This is a genomic window from Dankookia rubra (assembly GCF_004355005.1).
Taxonomy (GTDB): domain Bacteria; phylum Pseudomonadota; class Alphaproteobacteria; order Acetobacterales; family Acetobacteraceae; genus Paracraurococcus; species Paracraurococcus ruber_A.
The window spans coordinates 97395-112983 of record NZ_SMSJ01000012.1 but is presented as its reverse complement, the minus strand read 5'-3'; the positions used below and the strand labels follow the sequence as shown (position 1 = coordinate 112983).

Annotated in this window: 19 protein-coding genes; 4 read left to right on the top strand and 15 right to left on the bottom strand. The window is 67.5% G+C overall.

Annotated features, from left to right (window positions below):
- Positions 1-28: 28 nt before the first annotated feature.
- The 15 genes from E2C06_RS12315 to E2C06_RS38705 form a co-directional block, all read right to left on the bottom strand.
- Positions 29-1165 carry a type IV pilus twitching motility protein PilT gene (locus E2C06_RS12315; RefSeq protein WP_165982352.1) on the bottom strand — a complete coding sequence of 379 codons (1137 nt, stop codon included), beginning with the start codon at positions 1163-1165 and terminating at the stop codon, positions 29-31.
- Entirely contained in the window at positions 1162-1350 is a 189-nt protein-coding gene (locus tag E2C06_RS37515; protein WP_165982351.1) for a hypothetical protein, read from the bottom strand. The genes E2C06_RS12315 and E2C06_RS37515 overlap by 4 nt, the downstream gene beginning before the upstream one ends.
- A complete protein-coding gene (locus tag E2C06_RS12310) occupies positions 1347-2345 on the bottom strand; it encodes a type IV secretory system conjugative DNA transfer family protein (RefSeq protein ID WP_133288897.1) in 999 nt (332 codons plus the stop codon). Before E2C06_RS12310 ends, E2C06_RS37515 begins: the two co-directional genes overlap by 4 nt.
- Positions 2338-2793 carry a DotD/TraH family lipoprotein gene (locus E2C06_RS12305; RefSeq protein WP_133288896.1) on the bottom strand — a complete coding sequence of 152 codons (456 nt, stop codon included), beginning with the start codon at positions 2791-2793 and terminating at the stop codon, positions 2338-2340. Before E2C06_RS12305 ends, E2C06_RS12310 begins: the two co-directional genes overlap by 8 nt.
- A 53-nt stretch (positions 2794-2846) precedes the next feature.
- Positions 2847-5882: an ATP-binding protein gene (locus tag E2C06_RS12300; RefSeq protein ID WP_133288895.1), complete on the bottom strand. Its 3036-nt coding sequence runs from the start codon at positions 5880-5882 to the stop codon at positions 2847-2849.
- Positions 5879-6505 carry a hypothetical protein gene (locus E2C06_RS12295; protein WP_133288894.1) on the bottom strand — a complete coding sequence of 209 codons (627 nt, stop codon included), beginning with the start codon at positions 6503-6505 and terminating at the stop codon, positions 5879-5881. The genes E2C06_RS12300 and E2C06_RS12295 overlap by 4 nt, the downstream gene beginning before the upstream one ends.
- Positions 6506-6512: 7 nt before the next feature.
- Positions 6513-6911: a hypothetical protein gene (locus tag E2C06_RS12290; protein ID WP_133288893.1), complete on the bottom strand. Its 399-nt coding sequence runs from the start codon at positions 6909-6911 to the stop codon at positions 6513-6515.
- Positions 6912-6989: 78 nt separating this feature from the next.
- Complete coding sequence (locus E2C06_RS12285; RefSeq protein WP_133288892.1) at positions 6990-7526, bottom strand: hypothetical protein; 537 nt, start codon at positions 7524-7526, stop codon at positions 6990-6992.
- A gap of 13 nt (positions 7527-7539) precedes the next feature.
- The gene (locus E2C06_RS12280; RefSeq protein ID WP_133288891.1) at positions 7540-8346 is read right to left on the bottom strand and encodes a hypothetical protein; all 807 of its coding nucleotides are present in this window, start codon (positions 8344-8346) and stop codon (positions 7540-7542) included.
- A gap of 250 nt (positions 8347-8596) precedes the next feature.
- Complete coding sequence (locus E2C06_RS12275; RefSeq protein WP_165982350.1) at positions 8597-9748, bottom strand: DotG/IcmE/VirB10 family protein; 1152 nt, start codon at positions 9746-9748, stop codon at positions 8597-8599.
- Positions 9749-9801: 53 nt separating this feature from the next.
- Positions 9802-10680: a DotH/IcmK family type IV secretion protein gene (locus E2C06_RS12270; RefSeq protein ID WP_165982349.1), complete on the bottom strand. Its 879-nt coding sequence runs from the start codon at positions 10678-10680 to the stop codon at positions 9802-9804.
- A 20-nt stretch (positions 10681-10700) separates the two neighbouring features.
- Positions 10701-11345 carry a DotI/IcmL/TraM family protein gene (locus E2C06_RS12265; protein ID WP_133288888.1) on the bottom strand — a complete coding sequence of 215 codons (645 nt, stop codon included), beginning with the start codon at positions 11343-11345 and terminating at the stop codon, positions 10701-10703.
- Between the two features lie 41 nt (positions 11346-11386).
- Positions 11387-11611, bottom strand: a complete 225-nt coding sequence (locus E2C06_RS12260) for a hypothetical protein (RefSeq protein ID WP_133288887.1) — start codon at positions 11609-11611, stop codon at positions 11387-11389.
- A gap of 40 nt (positions 11612-11651) precedes the next feature.
- Positions 11652-12458: a hypothetical protein gene (locus E2C06_RS12255; protein WP_133288886.1), complete on the bottom strand. Its 807-nt coding sequence runs from the start codon at positions 12456-12458 to the stop codon at positions 11652-11654.
- A gap of 98 nt (positions 12459-12556) precedes the next feature.
- Positions 12557-12892 (bottom strand): helix-turn-helix domain-containing protein, encoded by a 336-nt coding sequence (locus tag E2C06_RS38705; RefSeq protein ID WP_206664519.1) that lies wholly within the window; start codon positions 12890-12892, stop codon positions 12557-12559.
- Between the two features lie 144 nt (positions 12893-13036).
- Here E2C06_RS38705 and E2C06_RS39310 point away from each other — a divergent pair, with 144 nt between their 5' ends.
- From E2C06_RS39310 to E2C06_RS12230, 4 genes are read left to right on the top strand one after another with little or no spacing between them, the layout of a single operon-like run.
- Positions 13037-13426 carry a hypothetical protein gene (locus E2C06_RS39310; protein WP_241671237.1) on the top strand — a complete coding sequence of 130 codons (390 nt, stop codon included), beginning with the start codon at positions 13037-13039 and terminating at the stop codon, positions 13424-13426.
- Positions 13427-13485: 59 nt separating this feature from the next.
- Positions 13486-13947, top strand: coding sequence for a hypothetical protein (locus E2C06_RS12240; protein WP_133288885.1), 462 nt, complete (start codon positions 13486-13488; stop codon positions 13945-13947).
- Positions 13944-14492 carry a hypothetical protein gene (locus E2C06_RS12235; protein WP_133288884.1) on the top strand — a complete coding sequence of 183 codons (549 nt, stop codon included), beginning with the start codon at positions 13944-13946 and terminating at the stop codon, positions 14490-14492. The genes E2C06_RS12240 and E2C06_RS12235 overlap by 4 nt, the downstream gene beginning before the upstream one ends.
- 11 nt (positions 14493-14503) lie before the next feature.
- The gene (locus E2C06_RS12230; protein WP_133288883.1) at positions 14504-15589 is read left to right on the top strand and encodes a hypothetical protein; all 1086 of its coding nucleotides are present in this window, start codon (positions 14504-14506) and stop codon (positions 15587-15589) included.

Genomic DNA, 15589 nt, shown 5'->3' with positions numbered 1-15589 from the left:
GCCAAAGAAAGTTACGTCTCGCGCTGTATCACGCCACACTGGCCAGTTCCTTTTCCGCCACCTCTTTGCTGATCCGACCTTCGGACAGGGCGGCGCGAATGGAGTCTGCGAAGGTCGTGCCCTGCTCCTCTGCGAGGGCCTCGACCAGGCGGGGCCACTCATCGGGGCTGGTAGCCGCGAGCTTGCGTCGGGTGGCTCGGTCGAAAGCGAGGAATTCCCGGACTGGCGTCCGCTTGCCGTCCACCGACCAGACAAGGCGCTGATTGACGATGAGCCGAAGCGACTGCGCCAAGGCGATCGTCATGGCGGTCCGTTGCCCCTCTGGGCAGAGGCTGACGGCTCGCTGGATCGTCTCGCCGAGAGTGCCTGCGTGGGTGGTCGTGTAGACGGCATGGTTGGTCAGCGCGGCATCGACCGCGGCCGCCATGGTTTCGGCGTCGCGGCACTCCCCGACGATGGCCACGTTGCAGGCCGAACGCATCAGGTTGCGGAGGCCGCCCCCGAAGCTCGGCAGATTACGGCCGATCTCGACCTGAGTGATCTCGGAGGTCGGGCTGTCGATATCGTCGTAGATGTTCTCGATCGGCGCTGACAGCTCGGTGATGATCCGGTGGCTATTCGCATCCTCCAGGATCGCTCTCGTCACGCCGCCCAGGAGCCGCGTTTTGCCTGTGCCGGTGGCGCCGGCAACGATGACGATGCCGTCCCGGGGGAACATCGAGGCCTCAAGTCGCGGGTCAACGTTCTGGCGGGATAGCGGCCAGGTCGCCAACGGCATGGCTCGAATGACCAGTGCCGCGCCATCCACCCCACGCGCATAAGCGCCTTTGCCGTTCACTCGGAACCGCAGGCGGGTTTTGCGATCCGGCTTGATCTCGTAGGCCGTGTCAAAGTCTTGGGCCGACTTGATCTGCGCCATGGCGTCCGCTCCACGCAAAGCGTTCGCCGCCTCCTCGACCTCGTTCTCTGTTAGTCGGCGCTCACCGATCTTCCGGACGCGGCCATGGACCTGCAGGACGATACGCTTGCCGGTTTGCAGCCGAATGTCGGACGCCTCCTGCGCGGTTGCCCAACCAAGCAGGTCATTGAGAGTGTCGCGGGTGAGAGGGAGCCCCTCGCGGATCCAGCGAGGGGGTCCGAGGGGCAGGTCGGCCAGCATCGTCATGCGAAGACCCAGGCCATGAACTGGTAGAGCAGAATCGCTGAGACCACGCTCAGCGACAGGATGCTGACCGTCCGGCCACCTGGCCCACCGAAGACCTGCACCGGCAGGTAGCGTTGGTAAATGACAGTGAACCCAAGCGTGGCGAACACGTGCCAGAGGAGAACGATGAGAAGGCTCAGCGTCACCGGGCGATCCTCCCAATCGGTCCATCGGCCTCGACGCCGGCAGTCGGCTGCCAGTGGCTGGTGTTGGGATTGAGGCCGCGCTGGCGGGTAATGGAAATCGTGGTGTCCTGCAGGTTGAGCCGGTCGCCGCCGCCCTGGACGCGGAGATGCTTCACGGCAATCTGGGGCTGCTCGACCAGTCCGGAGCGGAGCAGGACGTGGAAGCGCGCCATGCCGATCAGGTCCCCCTCAAGCGTCGCCAGATCGGACATGAAAGTATCGACCGCGAGCCGCTCGCCCTCAGCCCAGCCATCTGCGACGCACCGCGCCCAGGTGTCCGCTTCCTTGTCCGTGCGCGGCCGCAGGGTCTCCGCCGGCGGCGTGGGCGTTCCCCACTGCCGGACGAGATAGCTCCGCCAGTCGGGGACGGTGCTCGTAAGGCGGCCCTGGCGGGTGATGCGGTAGATCCGCCCCGTCTCGCGGGCCACCTGGCCGCCGTCGCCCAAGGCGAACGCCATCTGAGCCTCACTGACCACGGGCGGCAGCAGCATGGTGGTGCGGCCACCCGTGGAGATGGCGACCGTGCTGAAGTCATACCGGGCGTCTAGGGCGGGCTCGTGCCGACGGAGCATCTCGTTAATGCCGAAACTCCGGGCCGAGAGGCCCCCGCGGGCGCCGTAGGCCTTGCCTTCCTGGCAGACGGCCTGCATCCGCATCCCGTCCGCCCCTTTCTCGGCGAGGGTCGCCGGGCGCAGGGCCTGCAGCGCCTCGAGCGAGGGCGGGCGACCGCCGCCGGTCACCCGGCCGGTGATGCTGGCGCCAGTGACAGGAACGTTGATGCCCCGGGCCGCGATGCGGCTGCCCCGGTCCACCTGCTCGGCGGACGGCATCGGCGGCACCGGCGCGTCGGAGATCCCGTCGCCAGCGGAACCGGCCCGCGCCGGCGCAGCTGTGGCGAGGCCAGTGAGGACGGTAGCGCAGAGGAGCGCCGCCCGGAGGGTGTGGCGGTCAGACATGGCGCTGCACCTGGACAATGCGCCGGTCGGGATCGACCAGCAGGGTTGCGCGGTCGCCGGCTTGGGTGCCGATGGAGCGGAACACGTCGAGGACCGTGGTCCCGTTGGCGTCGACGGTTACGGTCGGCATGACGGGCGCGTCGGGGTCGGGCGCCGCGTAGCTCCAGCCGATCCGGTCGGCGAGCGCCTTGGCGGCCTGATCCATCGGACCGGACCAACGCCAAACGATGGGCTTTTGGAGTTCGGCCGGCGCTACCTGGCCGGGCCTCGCGGTCGCGCGCATGGCGGCCATAGCGCGGTCGACGCGATCGAAAGACCGAAGCAAGGCCACCTCGGGGTTGGCCGTGGCCTCGGCGTCGACGTCGTAGCGGTCACTGGGATGGTTGGCGCAGCCGGCCAGGGCGATCAGTAGGCCGGCCGCGGCAAGAGAGAAGGGTCGCACCGTCATGCCTCCTTGGTGGTGAGACCAAGGTGAGGCGCGACGGCGCGAATGGCGTTCGGCTATTCCGCGGCGATTGCCAGGCTTTCCGCGTCACGGAGGATCATGCCGAGCCCGACGCCATTGGCGATCTCGTTGGACAGTTCCATGACGACGCCCTGCTCGGCGCGCTCGCTCTCCTCGCCCCGGAGCACCCGGCGGTCTTTCCGCCGCTTGATCTCACGGACGGCGGTCCCGCCGGCGAACACCCGGGCAAGGCGGCGGAGCGTCTCGCCGAATCCAAGCCGGTCGTAGAGGCTGTCTCGCAGAGCGGCATCCTCGGGCGTCGTGCTGAGAGCCCAGAGCTCGACCGGGCCGAGGCTGTTGACCAGCATCTGCTCCCAGACGGTATCGGCGGCATTCATGACCAGCACGAAGGGTGCGCCGCCGTGCCTGTGGTCGGGGCCGTTGAGGCGGCTACGGATCGTCTCCCTGGTGCCGGCCGCTAGGCGCAGGCGATCAGCGAGGCGGTCGGCCTCATCGGCATCACCGACGCCGCAGATCCACCGGCCGGTCGCCTGCGACAACAAGTGCTCCCCGAAGTCGTCCGACCGCTGGCTCGAAATTCCCATCTGGACGCCGTGCTTGGCGCCCTCCCTGTCGTCGCGCTCGACCTGGGAGCGCACGTCAGGCTGCGAAACGGTGCGCTGGTACTCGTCGTATTCCAAGCGCTTCACCGCCTCATAGGCTTCGGTGAAGCGCTCAAGGTGGTAGTCCCGGACCAGGGGCGGGACGTGCTCGGCATATTCCGGCCGCAGGAAGAAGTTGCGCCCGATCATGTGCCGCGCGAGCAGGTACATGACGCTCGTCTGCCAGTCGGCATCCGGGCTGCCGGTCGGAGCGACGGCGTCCAGATCCAGCACAATCACCCGGGCCCGCCCGAAATCGATCCGGGTCGGGGCGTCCAAAGTCGGGAAGCGTTGGACGAACGCCTTGATGTAGCGCTCGAACATCTCCACCAGGGTCTCGACCTGGTGGGGGATAACGCGCTCAAAGAGCTGCTGAACGTGCTGGCTGCGGCCGGCGCTGATCAGGTCGCTGATGCGCGGGACCGCATGCCGGTTCGCCACTTCGGCGGTGACGTGGTCGCCGGCGGCGCAGAGAGCGTCCACAACCTCCCACCAGTAAGGCTCCTCCGGCAGGGATGCCCGGATCTGCCGCAGCGCCTGGTCTACGCGAGGCTCAACCCCGGGGTGGTAGGGCTTGGGGCTAGTGTTGGCACCCTCGGTGCCGAACATGCGGTAGACCTCATCGAGCACGAGGCTAATGAGCATCCCCATGCCTTCCTGGGGCACGCCACCAGGCGGTGTGGTGATCAGGCTGAGGAATGACTGCTGGAAGGCCTTTTCCAACGGCAGGGGCCGGCGGCAGCCGACCTGCGTATCCAGGATGTTGGCCGCGTGCTCGGCGATGGCCTGCAGCTTGACGTAAAGGGCTTCCTGCCGCCGCGCCTCTGGGAGGGCCTCCCGCAGCAATACGACCAGCCCCTCGGCGGAGCGGCCGATGTCGATCTTGCCAACCAAAGGCAGCCGCGCCCCGCGGCGCCCCTGGGCAGCGTTGGACAGGATGAAGCCGAGCAGGTTGGTGTTGGCGAGCACGGACTTACCCCGGCGGCTCGGGCCGGTGTAGATGTCGGTCACCTTGATACGGGTCGGGCTGCTCGGGTCGTAGGGCCAGATTCGGCCGTCCGGAGAGCGGAAGAGCACCGGCCCATCCGTCCAGGGCGAGCCTGGGCGTGCCCAAGGCATCATCCTGAGGATGTCGCCGAGCGGCGCCTGCGCCGGTTTGGCGGTCGACGCGGCGGCCATGCCAAGCGTGCTGCTCATGAGCCCGGCCAGAGGATCACCCGCGCCGAATTTGGCTCGTAGGTTGCCCCAGGTCTGTACGCGGTGCTCGAGGATCGCCTTCCGCCGCTGCAGCGTCCCCGCCTCGCCGGCGGGCGCCCAGGTGGCGAAGCTGGCTCGGAGGCGAACAAGCACGTCCTGGCTGGCATCGCGCAGGTCGGCGTTCGCCTTGATGCCGGTCCATGTCGCGCGGTTGGACGGCAGGAAAGAGAGCAGCTGCGCCGCGGCAGCCTTCATGGCGTAGGTGGTGCCTGCGCCGCCCTCGATCAGGAATGAGGCCCGCCACGGGATGTGTTCCAGGGCCATGCCGTGCACCAGGTGGGCAAAAGGCTGCGGGCGCTCGGGGCCAAGCCACATGTCGAGGCTGGCCCAATCATGGGCGCCCACCCGAACCGTGGAGGCCGAGAGCTCGGTCCCTCCCTCGGTGCAAATCTGCTCGGGCAAGCTGGGCCAGAGGAGGCCCTCGGCCGTCTCCGGCTGACCCTCATCGGTCAGGCGCGGCATCACCGGGTCGCCTGGCAGGCTCGGGGTCCACTCAGTGCCCGATGTCTCAGGCAACAAGGCCTCGCGGGAGACGCGGAGCATTTCCCGCGGGGAAATCTCTTCGTGGGTGATCTGCTGATTGCGCAACGCGCCAAGGACGCGGTCCACGAATGCGCGGTGACGCCCAACAACCACGTCGGTTGCCAGGAACGGCTGTTGCGCGTCGCCCATGTCAGGCATCGCCTGCCTGGCAGCGTTGATCTGGCCGTCGGCGAGGTTGTTTTCGAGGCGGGTGAGGGCGGCCCGGCGCTTGGTCCAGAGCACCACGCAGGCCGCTTCCCACCGCATCATGGTAGGAAGCCGGCGCTCACGCTCCGCAAAAATGTCCTTCAGATCCAGCCCCAGGTGGTCGGCTGTGCCGCGCGGGGCGCGCAGGACGCGACGGATCTCCGTGCTGGACAGGCCGGGGTCGACGCCGAACCAGAACTGCATGGCGTGGCCGGGCTGGTCGAACGCACCGCTCAACTCCAGCCGCAGGCCATCGGCAGCACGGTTGATGTCGGTTTCCGTGAGGGTACGCCGCACTCCCAGGATGCGAACGATTGTCGCGGCATCGCCCGAGTGCGTGAGCAGGCAGTCGTCACCGGCCGTGTTGATGTCGCAGAACGCCGTGATCGGCTGCTTGAGCAAGCTGATCTGGATGTCAGCAAGCGCGCGGGTGAGCCATCTCATTTGGGGAGCTCCGAGGCGGCCTCGAGGAGGGCCGGATAGACGTCGCGGCCGGCGACATGGTGCCGGCCCTGATGGAGCAGGCGCAGCCCGGCCGGCACTACTCGCCGGGGCTCCGGCATACTGAGCAGCGCGGCCCCGAGCTCGCGGGGAGAGGTTGTGCCGATCCGCGTCTCCGCATCGTGGGAGAGGCGATCAAGGGCTTGATAGGTGCGGTAGGCGGCGCGAAGCCGCGGCGTGTCGGTAGCGGGCCGGCTGGCGAGGCAGGGAGCCTCGCCATGCGCGACGAACACGCGATGGATGGCGCGGACGAGCCAGCTCAGGGCGGCTTGGCTGGTATCCGGCAGCCAGATCAGCACCGCCTCGCGGTCGATCTGGTCACTGCCGAGCCTATGCAGGGCCCGGCAGTGCAGACAGGAGGTGACAAGGTTGGCGGCCTGGCGGTTGCTGTGGTCGCCATCCAGGGGCAGGGGGGCCGGCGCAACGGGGCGTGGATCACCGCAGAAGCGGCACGGGCCGGTATCCTGCGCTGGCTCTGCGGTGCATTCCTTTGGCTTGGTCCCGTCGAGGGCTGCGGCCCAGGCCGAGGGGTGCACAGCGAAGCCGAGCGGCAGGAGGGGAATCATCGTCGGCTCAGCGGCCGAAGGTGAAGGGCTGCACCGAAGCGGTCGCCGCACCGCCGGTGAAAGTCTGCGCGCCGAGCGTGGCGAAGCCGCCGATGCCGGCGAGGATCGAGCCGGCGATGAATCCGACGATCGCCATGCCGTAGAGGCCGCGCCCCTGGTTGTTTCGGTTGGCGCCGCCGAACAGATACCAGGCCGACAGCAGGAAAACGATCGCTCCGACGATCAGGAACAGCGGCCCCATGATGGCGCTGCCGGCGCGGCCGAGGCCGGCGCCGATCTGTTCGCCGCGAGCGAACAGGTCCGCGCCCTGGGCCAGGGCTTCCGGGACGCCGGCAAACAGCGCGGCGGTGGCGGTAGAGGCAGCGAGGGCCGCCCGGATGGTGATGGCATTGCGTAGGCGCAGCATGGTGCTTCTCCTTTGGCGAAACTGTCGCCCTCTGTTGAGGAATATCCGGCCGACCGGCGCGAATGGCGCCGCTGCTGGTCAGGATCCGGTCGGAAGCAGATTGATGAGCGACGCAGCGACTTGATCGATGCGCGCCACGAGACTGCCGCTGATGAACCACACGGCCGGAACACCCCAGCCGTGGCGGCGCGTCCCTTTGGCCACGCCGATCGCGGCCATGACGCCACGGAAACACACGGCAGCGCCTACTGCGGCCCAGAACAGCTTGAAGCTCTCCAGTATCGCCACGAGTGCCTGCGCCGGGGTCATGTTGGCCCAGGCGCCGATGTCGACCTGCTCGTAGGAGGACATGCCGACGCCATAGCTGCCTGTTGTGCCAAGGCTCGCGCCGGTCAGGTTCAGCAAGTTCGTGAACCCGACGAGCATGAAGCCAAACATCATGACGCAGACAGGCGCCCATCTGCGGGCGTACCAACTGGATCGCGGGTTGGCGGACTGCCAGAGCGCATAGGCACCGCCAGCAATGGCGGCCATGCCGGCGATAAGGCACATCGGCCCGAGCCACGCGAAAACCAGCCCGCCGACCCGGTTACTGAAGGTGATGAACCACTGCACGGCGCGCGTTCCTTCAGTTCGTGATGGTGCCGCGCTCGGTCAGGATCTCCCAAGCCATGCCCTTCTGGCTGATCGACAGCACCTTGCCGTAGCCCGGCACGTCGCTGCCGGGCTTGGCCTCGACCGCCGGCGGCTGACCCGGCGCGGGATTGATTGCGACCAGGTAGGCGAGATTGTTGGCCGCCCCGGTGATCCGGTACGTCGTCGCGGAAGCTGCGGAACGCGGAGCGGGCGCCGAAGCCGGCCGCGGCGGCGCGGCCGCAGGAGGCGAGACCGCCTGGCCGGAGCCAGCAGCGACGGACTGTGTTGCCGCCATGCTGACCTTCGCCTCGAGGAATGCGATCCGCGAGTTGGCGTCGGCCTGGGCCGACCGGAGATCGGCTTGCAGCTGGCCGACTTCCCGGCGCAGAGCGATCTGCGCTTTCAGGCTGTCGCTCAGCAGAGCGCTGACCGAGGTCATCATCGCCGAGAGCTTGCCAACATCCTCATTGGGCGCCGGCGCGGCGACCGGCACCACAATCGGTGCCGTCGCTTGCTGCAGGAGATGGCGCTGCTCGGCCAAGGGATCGACTTCGGCGGGCCGCGGCGCGGGCGCGGCCACGGGCACCACCGGCACGGGGGCAGGAAGGGCAGCGGCCGAAGGCGGGGGAGGGGCTTCCGCAGCGATGACTGCGGAACGCGGTGTCGCCACGGGCACCCCGGCGTAGCGATCGAGCGTGGGCGAGAAGGGCGCCTCCGCCGCGATGGCCGGAGCCTGCACCTGGAAGCCAAAATCCTCCGGCCCGGGCTGGGACAGGCCGACGTAGAGGATGCCCGCCACGCCGCAGACCACGATGGCCGTGGTGGCAAGAAAGGCATTGCGGCGGGTGAAGGCGCTGGGCAGCGCCTGCCAAAGGCTGGGATCAGCCGAGGCCTCCGGGGGCGCCGTCGGGGTAGCGGTTACCGGCGAGGGCGGCTGATCGGCTACGCCCTCCCCAGGCAGCCGCAGGTTGCTTGCATGCATGTCCATGGCGGTGGGACCTCACTGGTTGTGAGACAACTGTCGGGGCCCGCGGCGCGAATGCTGCGGGCTATTGTTCGACCTCGAGCGAGGTACGGAACATCAGGCCGATCTCAGCGCCGGCATCGATGTAGATCGTTCGCTCGCGGGGGGCCTGCTCGCGCAGCATCTGGCCAGCCGAAGCACCGGCGGCGCCTGCACCGATGCCAAGAATCTGTTCGGGGCTGAACTGCCGGAATGCCGAAAACCCGCCGTAGGGGCCGGCGGCGACGGTGGAGCCAGACGACAGCAGCGCCTGACCGAGGCCCTGCACGAACGCAGCGGCGGCGGGCAATACCAAGCGCTCGACAGTGTGCGGATTCACGCGGCTCGCCACGGCGGAATCCATCGTGTCCGGGGCGACCGCGAAGGCGTCGACCGCCACAGGCTTGCCGTCGATTGTGATGGTTTTGAAACGAAGGCCAAGCAGGGCGCCGGGCTGATTGCCGCTGCCCTGACGCGTGAAGGACCCCAACAGGCGGCGGCCGGCAATCGGGCCAGAGAGCGCCTGAGCGATGATCGTTGGCGATCCCTGGTCGGTGTTCCCGCCCGTGACGATCACTGCGTAAACGCCTGTACCGGCCTCCATCAGCACTCTTTTAGGGCGCTGCGCCACGGCACGCGGGGGCGGGGATGCCGTCTGCATCAGACTCCCGGCTGGCGTGATGCTGCCAGCCATGCGCGCCTGACCGGGGCGCGTGGCACCGTTGCTGTCCTCATAGATGTTCTGGGCGCTATCCTTGCCCCGCCAGGACGCGAACAGGGCATTGACAGCGTCGAGCTTGGACTTGATCTCGGCCTCTGTCGCCACTCGCGGCGCCGCGGCTGCAGCGGCCGGTGCAGCTGCAACGGGCGCGGCTGGAGGGGCAACCTCTACCAGCCGGACAGTATCGGTGCCGGCCTGAGGCCCCACGTCACCCGGCTCCCGCGTGGCAAATCCGCCCATGTTCGGCGTGTAGCTCTGCCCTTGGTTTTGGGCGGCATTCCCCTCTCGCGAGGAAGCGAGTTGGCGGAGACGTTCCTGTTCCTCGGTCCGATTGGGGCCAGCCAAGCCGCCACGGATGGTCGCTGGCGTGCCGGCGGCAGCCGAGGGGTCAAAGTTCGACGTGGTCGTGCCCGGCCGCAGGACCAGGTAGCCCACGAGGGCGACAGCGGTCAGAGCCGTAGCACCGATTGCCGCCATGCGGGCAGTTCCGGCGCGCGGCATCAATTGGGGGATTGCTGGAAGTGCCATGGCTAGTTCGTCCTCACACGCACGATGCTGTTGCGCGCGCCGGTCGCCATGGAGATCGCCATATCCCCGGTCGCGGTGTTGATCGGTAGGCGGTAGATCCGGATCCCGCCCTCGGCGGACATCTGTCCGGTCGGCTCCGGTGCGAGGATCGGATAGGGAGAGCGCACGAAGAGATCGCCGCCCGAGCGCCAGGCGCGGACCTCATCGGGCGATGCCCCAGAAATCGCCAGGGCGCGGGCGCCGGCCGGGGTGATGCCCTGCAGCATGGCCTCCATCCCCGCGTCGCCGCTATCGACCGGGATCGCGCTATCAACCTCTGTCGGCTCGGCACCAGGCCGATAAGACGAGACGTGGACCGCGGCCCGGGCGTCGTAGGCACCGGTCCCCGTGACGATCTGGAATGTCAGGGGGGCCGGAGCACCCTCGAGGTAGACGACCAGACCACCGCGCGGGAATGTCCCGCGTACGGTCACCTGGACCGTGTTCCCGTTGGCGATCGGCCGACGCACCGTAAAGCCGCTCGGGTCGGTGTCGGTCGACGGATTGCCATTGCTGTCGCCAGCGACAGGCCACGGGCGGCCGGAGCGGTCGAAAAAGGACAGTGTTGCCGGGTAGCCCACGGCGGCTTGGACGATCGGCGTTACGCCGCCCGGGGCAAAACTCATGTTGACGCGCCGGTTCAGGGCACTGACCAGGGTTGCCGGGCTTCCAACGCCGGCGCGAGCTCGTTGGTCGGAGTTGAAGCGGTTCATGAGGTCAGTGACCTGATCCGGGGTGAACGGAATTGCGCTGCGCAGCGCCGCCGCGTAGGCGGGATCGGCTTGCCCCGGATCGGTCGCCTGGGCTTGGCCGGCGATGGGCAGGCCGAGGACGGCAATCATAGTGAGAGCTACGGAGCGCATTATCGGACTCCCGGCAGTCTCATCAGGGGCTTGGCGACGAAGACGGCGAAGGCGACGCCCCGCAGATGCTCGGGCTCGTCCGTGCGGGTGATCGTCATGTCGAGCAGGAGATCGTCGGGCACCCGGCCATTGGTGTTCTCGAACACCACCCGGAGCGGCATCTGGACGCGCCAGGTGTACCGGTCCCCGATCACCGCTTCCCGGGCGATCTCCGGCGGGCCGAGCGGCACAGGCCGCGCCGTGAGGCTCTTTTCCTTGATGGTGTCGAGGTTGCGCCGGAACGACGCACCGAAGCCGCGCCATGCCGTATCGCCAAAACACGCCTGGGCTCGCCTGGCCTGCTCTGGCCAGTGCACGTAGTCGATGTCGTAGGCCATGACGGCGCAGTCGCGCGCCCAGGCCAACAGCCCCTCCCGCGTGACGACGGGATCCGAGAGAGGGCGCAGCGGTACCGGTTGCTGCATGCCGTTCGTGGCGAAATACTCGCGCACCGGAGGTCGGATCTCGCGGTAGATCACCGCGCCCCCAAGCATGAGAGCGCCGGCGCCAAGCACCACAAGGCCGGTCAGGGCTTTGTTGAGCAACAGGGCGGTGAATTCGGGGTTCGCAATTTGGCGGCGAACGGCAGCCTGTCGGTTTTCCATGCCGCAATTCTCTCTGGGTATGGCGCGAATGGCGCCGCTGATCAGCGGATGGCCGCCTCAATCCGAGCAGCAAAGTCGGTGCTTGGAGTGCGATGGCTGGACTGCACGCTCGCCTCCTCGGCGGTGAAGGTCGCGCCCGTGCTCCACAACAGAATCAGCGAGCCAGCGATGAGCACAATGAGGGCGGTCAGTGCCTTGCTGCGCAGCCAGGCAGTGAGCTTGGGGCTCGTAATTTGGCGGCGAACGACAGCCTGTCGGTTTTCCATGACGCAATTCTCTCTGGCTACGACACGAATGGCGCCGCCTTCAGTGGACGGCTGTCATGGCGTGGTCAGAGATGCCGGCGCACAGCGTGCGATAGCTGGACTGCGCCTTTGCCTCGTCGGAGGTAAAGGTTGCGCCGGTGCTCCAGAACAGCCGGCCACGAATTTTGCAGCGGCGCTCGATCATGCGGGGCAGGAGACGGGCATGCCGCGCGCGGTATTCCTGCCTGTAGTCCTGCAGCAGGAAGTCCGAATCGCGTTTGGGCAGCTCGAGCCGGTGAGCCTTGCTGGCGATGGCCGTAGGCGACACCTCAAATCCGAGCTTGTCGCTCAGGTCGCGGGCGATTGCCTTGTGGTGCTGGAAGGAAAACCACCGGTCGGCGAGCCAGCGCTCGAGATCGTCTGTCCAGACGAGCTGGTGGCGCCTCGGCTCGATGTCGATGCCAGGGAACAGCGGTAGCAGGTCGAGCAGTCCGTTCCGCGCGCGCTTGTAGAGGCCAAGCCAGCGTGCCTTGCTACGGACGCCAGAAGGTGAGCGGCTGAGGTGCGCGGCGATGCGGGACGTGGTTAGGTCACGGATCCAGAGGTCGATCAGCTGACGGATCGCGGTGACGTCCCAAGCGTGGGCCCCATGACCGACACGCATCGGACGGTCGGCTGGGGTGGGCAGGTCCAGATGGACGATGCGGCTCATCAGCTGCTCGTCGTTTAGGCCCAGATAAGCGGCGCAGGCCTCGCGGCCGTGACCCTGATCGATTAGGCCGGCGAGAATGCGGTCACGTAATGGCTGGTTGGTAGAGACACCGACGTTGGGTGCCCGATGATTTCTCCCCGGATGCGGACTGCTCATGCCTTGCCCTGCCATCATATATACGATCATAGATAACTACGATCGCAGATATGTGGGCCACGGCGTTGGCGCAATATGCCGAATCGTAGATATTCAGCTCAGTCGGTAATCAATTCGTGAGGAGGTACGCCAAGCGCCCGGGCCAGCTTCTTGATCGTATCGAGACGGGGAATCCGCTTGCCGATCTCGATTTCGGATAGCTGACCTTGTTGCACACCGGCTTTTTTGGCCAAAGCAACCTGGGTGAGGCCGGCAGCTTCTCGAAGCTCCTTCACCTTTGCCCCGAAAATTCTGGCGTCATCATCGCCCATCCCGTTGGGGGCCTTCTGCTGCTCGGCTGGCTCAGCCGCCAGAATGGGATCGAGGTAAATCATAATGGCGCAGTCTCTCAAGGCGCCGCGCGAACTGACACTCCCGCCAAATGCCTTGAGCACGTATTTTCCGGGAACATCCCATGAACGGGCTACGTGTGATGAAGGTCCGCAGCCTTTTGCCGGCTTTGAAGTCGACTGAATCGGCCCGACCATCTCCATTCGCGCCGACTCGCATGATCTTCCGCGGATTATGCGGGAGATCCCTTGATGAAGCTGTCCATTTGCCTCGCCGCCGTCCTCGGCATCGCCGCTACGGCCCCAGCACATGCCGAGTTCCTCCTGGCCCCATCTGCGTCGACAGGCGCCCAGGCAATCGGGGCGGACCCTGGACCGATCAGGATTGCCGTCCCGCCGCGTCGGAGGCCGCCGAGCCTGCCGGCGGTCCAAGGCTTCGGTGAGGCCGTGCCACTGCATGTCGCGGCTCGGCAGATCGTCCCAGAGGGCGTCTCGCTGGTTTTCGGCGATGGCGTCGACCGAGAGTTGCCGGTCGACTGGCGCGGTGGGCGCTCGTGGAACTTGGTGCTGGCCGACGCCATCAAGCCGCTTGGCTTCAAGGTCAGCCGCACCACGAACCAGGTCAGCATTACCCGCTGATCTGATCTGAGGGTATTCGCGCCGGTCACCACCACCCTGGAGGGACCATGGAGGTGCGAATGCCCGATCTGTCCCCCAACGCGGTTGCCGACTGGCTGCGGGAACGCGACCCCGACGTCGCTACGCTCCACCTGCTCGGCCCAGTCGACGCCGATCCGGCCGTCCTGCGGACTATGCTGAGGCTTGGCGAACTGCTCGAGCAAGCCCTGGCAACCGACGCGGAGCGTCTGTCTGTTCGGCTTCGCCACCCCGCCACCGCAGTCAATCTACGCGCCGCCCTGGCGCAGTCGGGCATGGCCCGGCGGCTGCGCCTGCTCGATTGGTTTGGCGAGCGAGGCCTTCCCGAGCGCAACGCCGTGCTGGCGCTGACCATGGGTGCCGGACCGGATGGCGACTTCATCCGCGCCGAGCTGCAGGCGCTGCAACGGCGAGCCCTATTGGCTCGCATCTACGCCCCGGAGCGCCTGCAGATGCTGCTGGCGGCCTGTCAGCCCGAGGGCATGACGGGAGGCGGGGCATGAGGCGCGCGCTCTACGCCACGGCCCTGGCGACGACACTACTGGCCGGTACTGCGCTCGCCCAGAGCGGCACGGGAGGAAGCCAAGGCTGCGCCGAGATCTCCCAGGCAGCCGCCGCCGGCATCTCTGCGCGGATCGAAGCCGACGACCAGGCGATCCCCGCTCCTGAGAGCGTCATGTCCCTGACCTGCTTGGACAATTTCTTCAACGGCAGCGGTCTGAACGTGATGATGTCGAACTTCGACCCGCAAACCATGCTGACCGCCGTGGCGTCGCGGGCGCTGCAGCAGGTGTGTGCCGCGGCCCGATCCGCCTGGAACCAGGCCATCGGATCGGTCCAGTGCGGCCTGACCGTCAGCGGCTGGAACATGGGATTTGGCGGGCTCATGGGCGGGAGTTTCTGCCCTCGCCTTTCATTCGGCGGCGGCGGGCCGGCGCTCGGTAGCGCCTCGCTGTCGAGCGGTGCTGCCAACGGCTTCTATATCAACGGTGCGCCGGCCGTGCCGGTTGGCTACCCCGTCGTCCGTCCTCTCGGCCTGCAGCAGTGAGGGGGCGGCAGATGCGCAAGGCACTCCTGGCGGCAACCGCCCTCGCCTCGGTCACACTGACGCCCCTGGCGCCGGCCCGGGCTGAGGTCTTTGACACCGCGGCCATTGTCGAGCTGATCCGCAACACGGTCGCCGGGTTCACCCAGACGGCCAACTACTTGAAAGGCCAGATTGCCGCTCAGCAGCAGATCGCTGACGGCAGCAACACGGCAATGGCGCGCTTCCAGCGGAATGTCCGCAGCGCCCAGATCCGGGACGAGCACATTGCAACGCCCGCGGCCTGTGAATCTCTCGACAACGGCCAGGCCATCACGGTCGGCGCCGGCCAGAGTTGGATCGTCGCCACCTCTCTCGCCGCCGTCGCCAATCGCCGGCGCGAGGCTGGTCCGGAAACCCCCGCCTGGCACGGCGAGGGCCATGCGGCCGCCGACCGCGCCCGGCTGCATCGCAACCGCTACTGCAGCGAGTTGGAGGCCGCGGAAGGCGTTTGCCAGCTCACGGACAGGCCGAATGGGGACATCCGTTCAGCAAGCATGACGGGTGGCCTCAGCTACGGCCCGCGCCCTGAGAACATCAACGCCGCGATCGATTTCTCCATCATGGCGCTGCAGCCGGTACCGCTCCGTGCGCTGCGGGGCGACGAACTGAGGGCCGCACAGAGCCAGGACATCAAGCTGTGGCGGGACCGCTACCTGGCGAATATGAGTCTCGCCCAGGACGTGCACACCCGATACATCGCACGCCGCGCTGAGACCGTGACACTAACCCCGGCGCAGCGGGCGCAGCAGCAGGCTCAGGGCCTAGTCGTGACTGAGCGCGGTAGTTGGCTGCAGGCCGCCGAGCTCGAGGTCAACCGGCGCATGTCCGGGCGGGCCTGGAATGCAGCCATCTGGCGCATGCCGCCGGCCTCAGTGCTGCGCGAGATCGCCTCCATGCAGGCGCTTGGCTTGCATCTGCAGATGGAATCGCTCCGGGTCCAAGAGGATGTCGCCAATACCAACGCCGCCTTGCTGGCGGCCCGCGTGGAGAGCGACACCGGGCGACCTCAGGACGCTTTCAAGCGCCTGAGCACCCTCCCCACCCCCCAGGTGAGGTAG

Bases quoted from the DNA above. Each gene is read 5' to 3' on its own strand.
- E2C06_RS12295 (WP_133288894.1), bottom strand. From the start codon at position 6,505: ATGATTCCCCTCCTGCCGCTCGGCTTCGCTGTGCACCCCTCGGCCTGG.
- E2C06_RS12260 (WP_133288887.1), bottom strand. From the start codon at position 11,611: ATGGAAAACCGACAGGCTGTCGTTCGCCGCCAAATTACGAGCCCCAAG.
- E2C06_RS12240 (WP_133288885.1), top strand. From the start codon at position 13,486: ATGCCCGATCTGTCCCCCAACGCGGTTGCCGACTGGCTGCGGGAACGC.
- E2C06_RS12300 (WP_133288895.1), bottom strand. From the start codon at position 5,882: ATGAGATGGCTCACCCGCGCGCTTGCTGACATCCAGATCAGCTTGCTC.
- E2C06_RS12270 (WP_165982349.1), bottom strand. From the start codon at position 10,680: ATGATTGCCGTCCTCGGCCTGCCCATCGCCGGCCAAGCCCAGGCGACC.
- E2C06_RS12310 (WP_133288897.1), bottom strand. From the start codon at position 2,345: ATGTCTGACCGCCACACCCTCCGGGCGGCGCTCCTCTGCGCTACCGTC.
- E2C06_RS12230 (WP_133288883.1), top strand. From the start codon at position 14,504: ATGCGCAAGGCACTCCTGGCGGCAACCGCCCTCGCCTCGGTCACACTG.
- E2C06_RS12265 (WP_133288888.1), bottom strand. From the start codon at position 11,345: ATGGAAAACCGACAGGCTGCCGTTCGCCGCCAAATTGCGAACCCCGAA.
- E2C06_RS12275 (WP_165982350.1), bottom strand. From the start codon at position 9,748: ATGGCGGCAATCGGTGCTACGGCTCTGACCGCTGTCGCCCTCGTGGGC.
- E2C06_RS12315 (WP_165982352.1), bottom strand. From the start codon at position 1,165: ATGACGATGCTGGCCGACCTGCCCCTCGGACCCCCTCGCTGGATCCGC.
- E2C06_RS12290 (WP_133288893.1), bottom strand. From the start codon at position 6,911: ATGCTGCGCCTACGCAATGCCATCACCATCCGGGCGGCCCTCGCTGCC.
- E2C06_RS12235 (WP_133288884.1), top strand. From the start codon at position 13,944: ATGAGGCGCGCGCTCTACGCCACGGCCCTGGCGACGACACTACTGGCC.
- E2C06_RS12255 (WP_133288886.1), bottom strand. From the start codon at position 12,458: ATGAGCAGTCCGCATCCGGGGAGAAATCATCGGGCACCCAACGTCGGT.
- E2C06_RS12305 (WP_133288896.1), bottom strand. From the start codon at position 2,793: ATGACGGTGCGACCCTTCTCTCTTGCCGCGGCCGGCCTACTGATCGCC.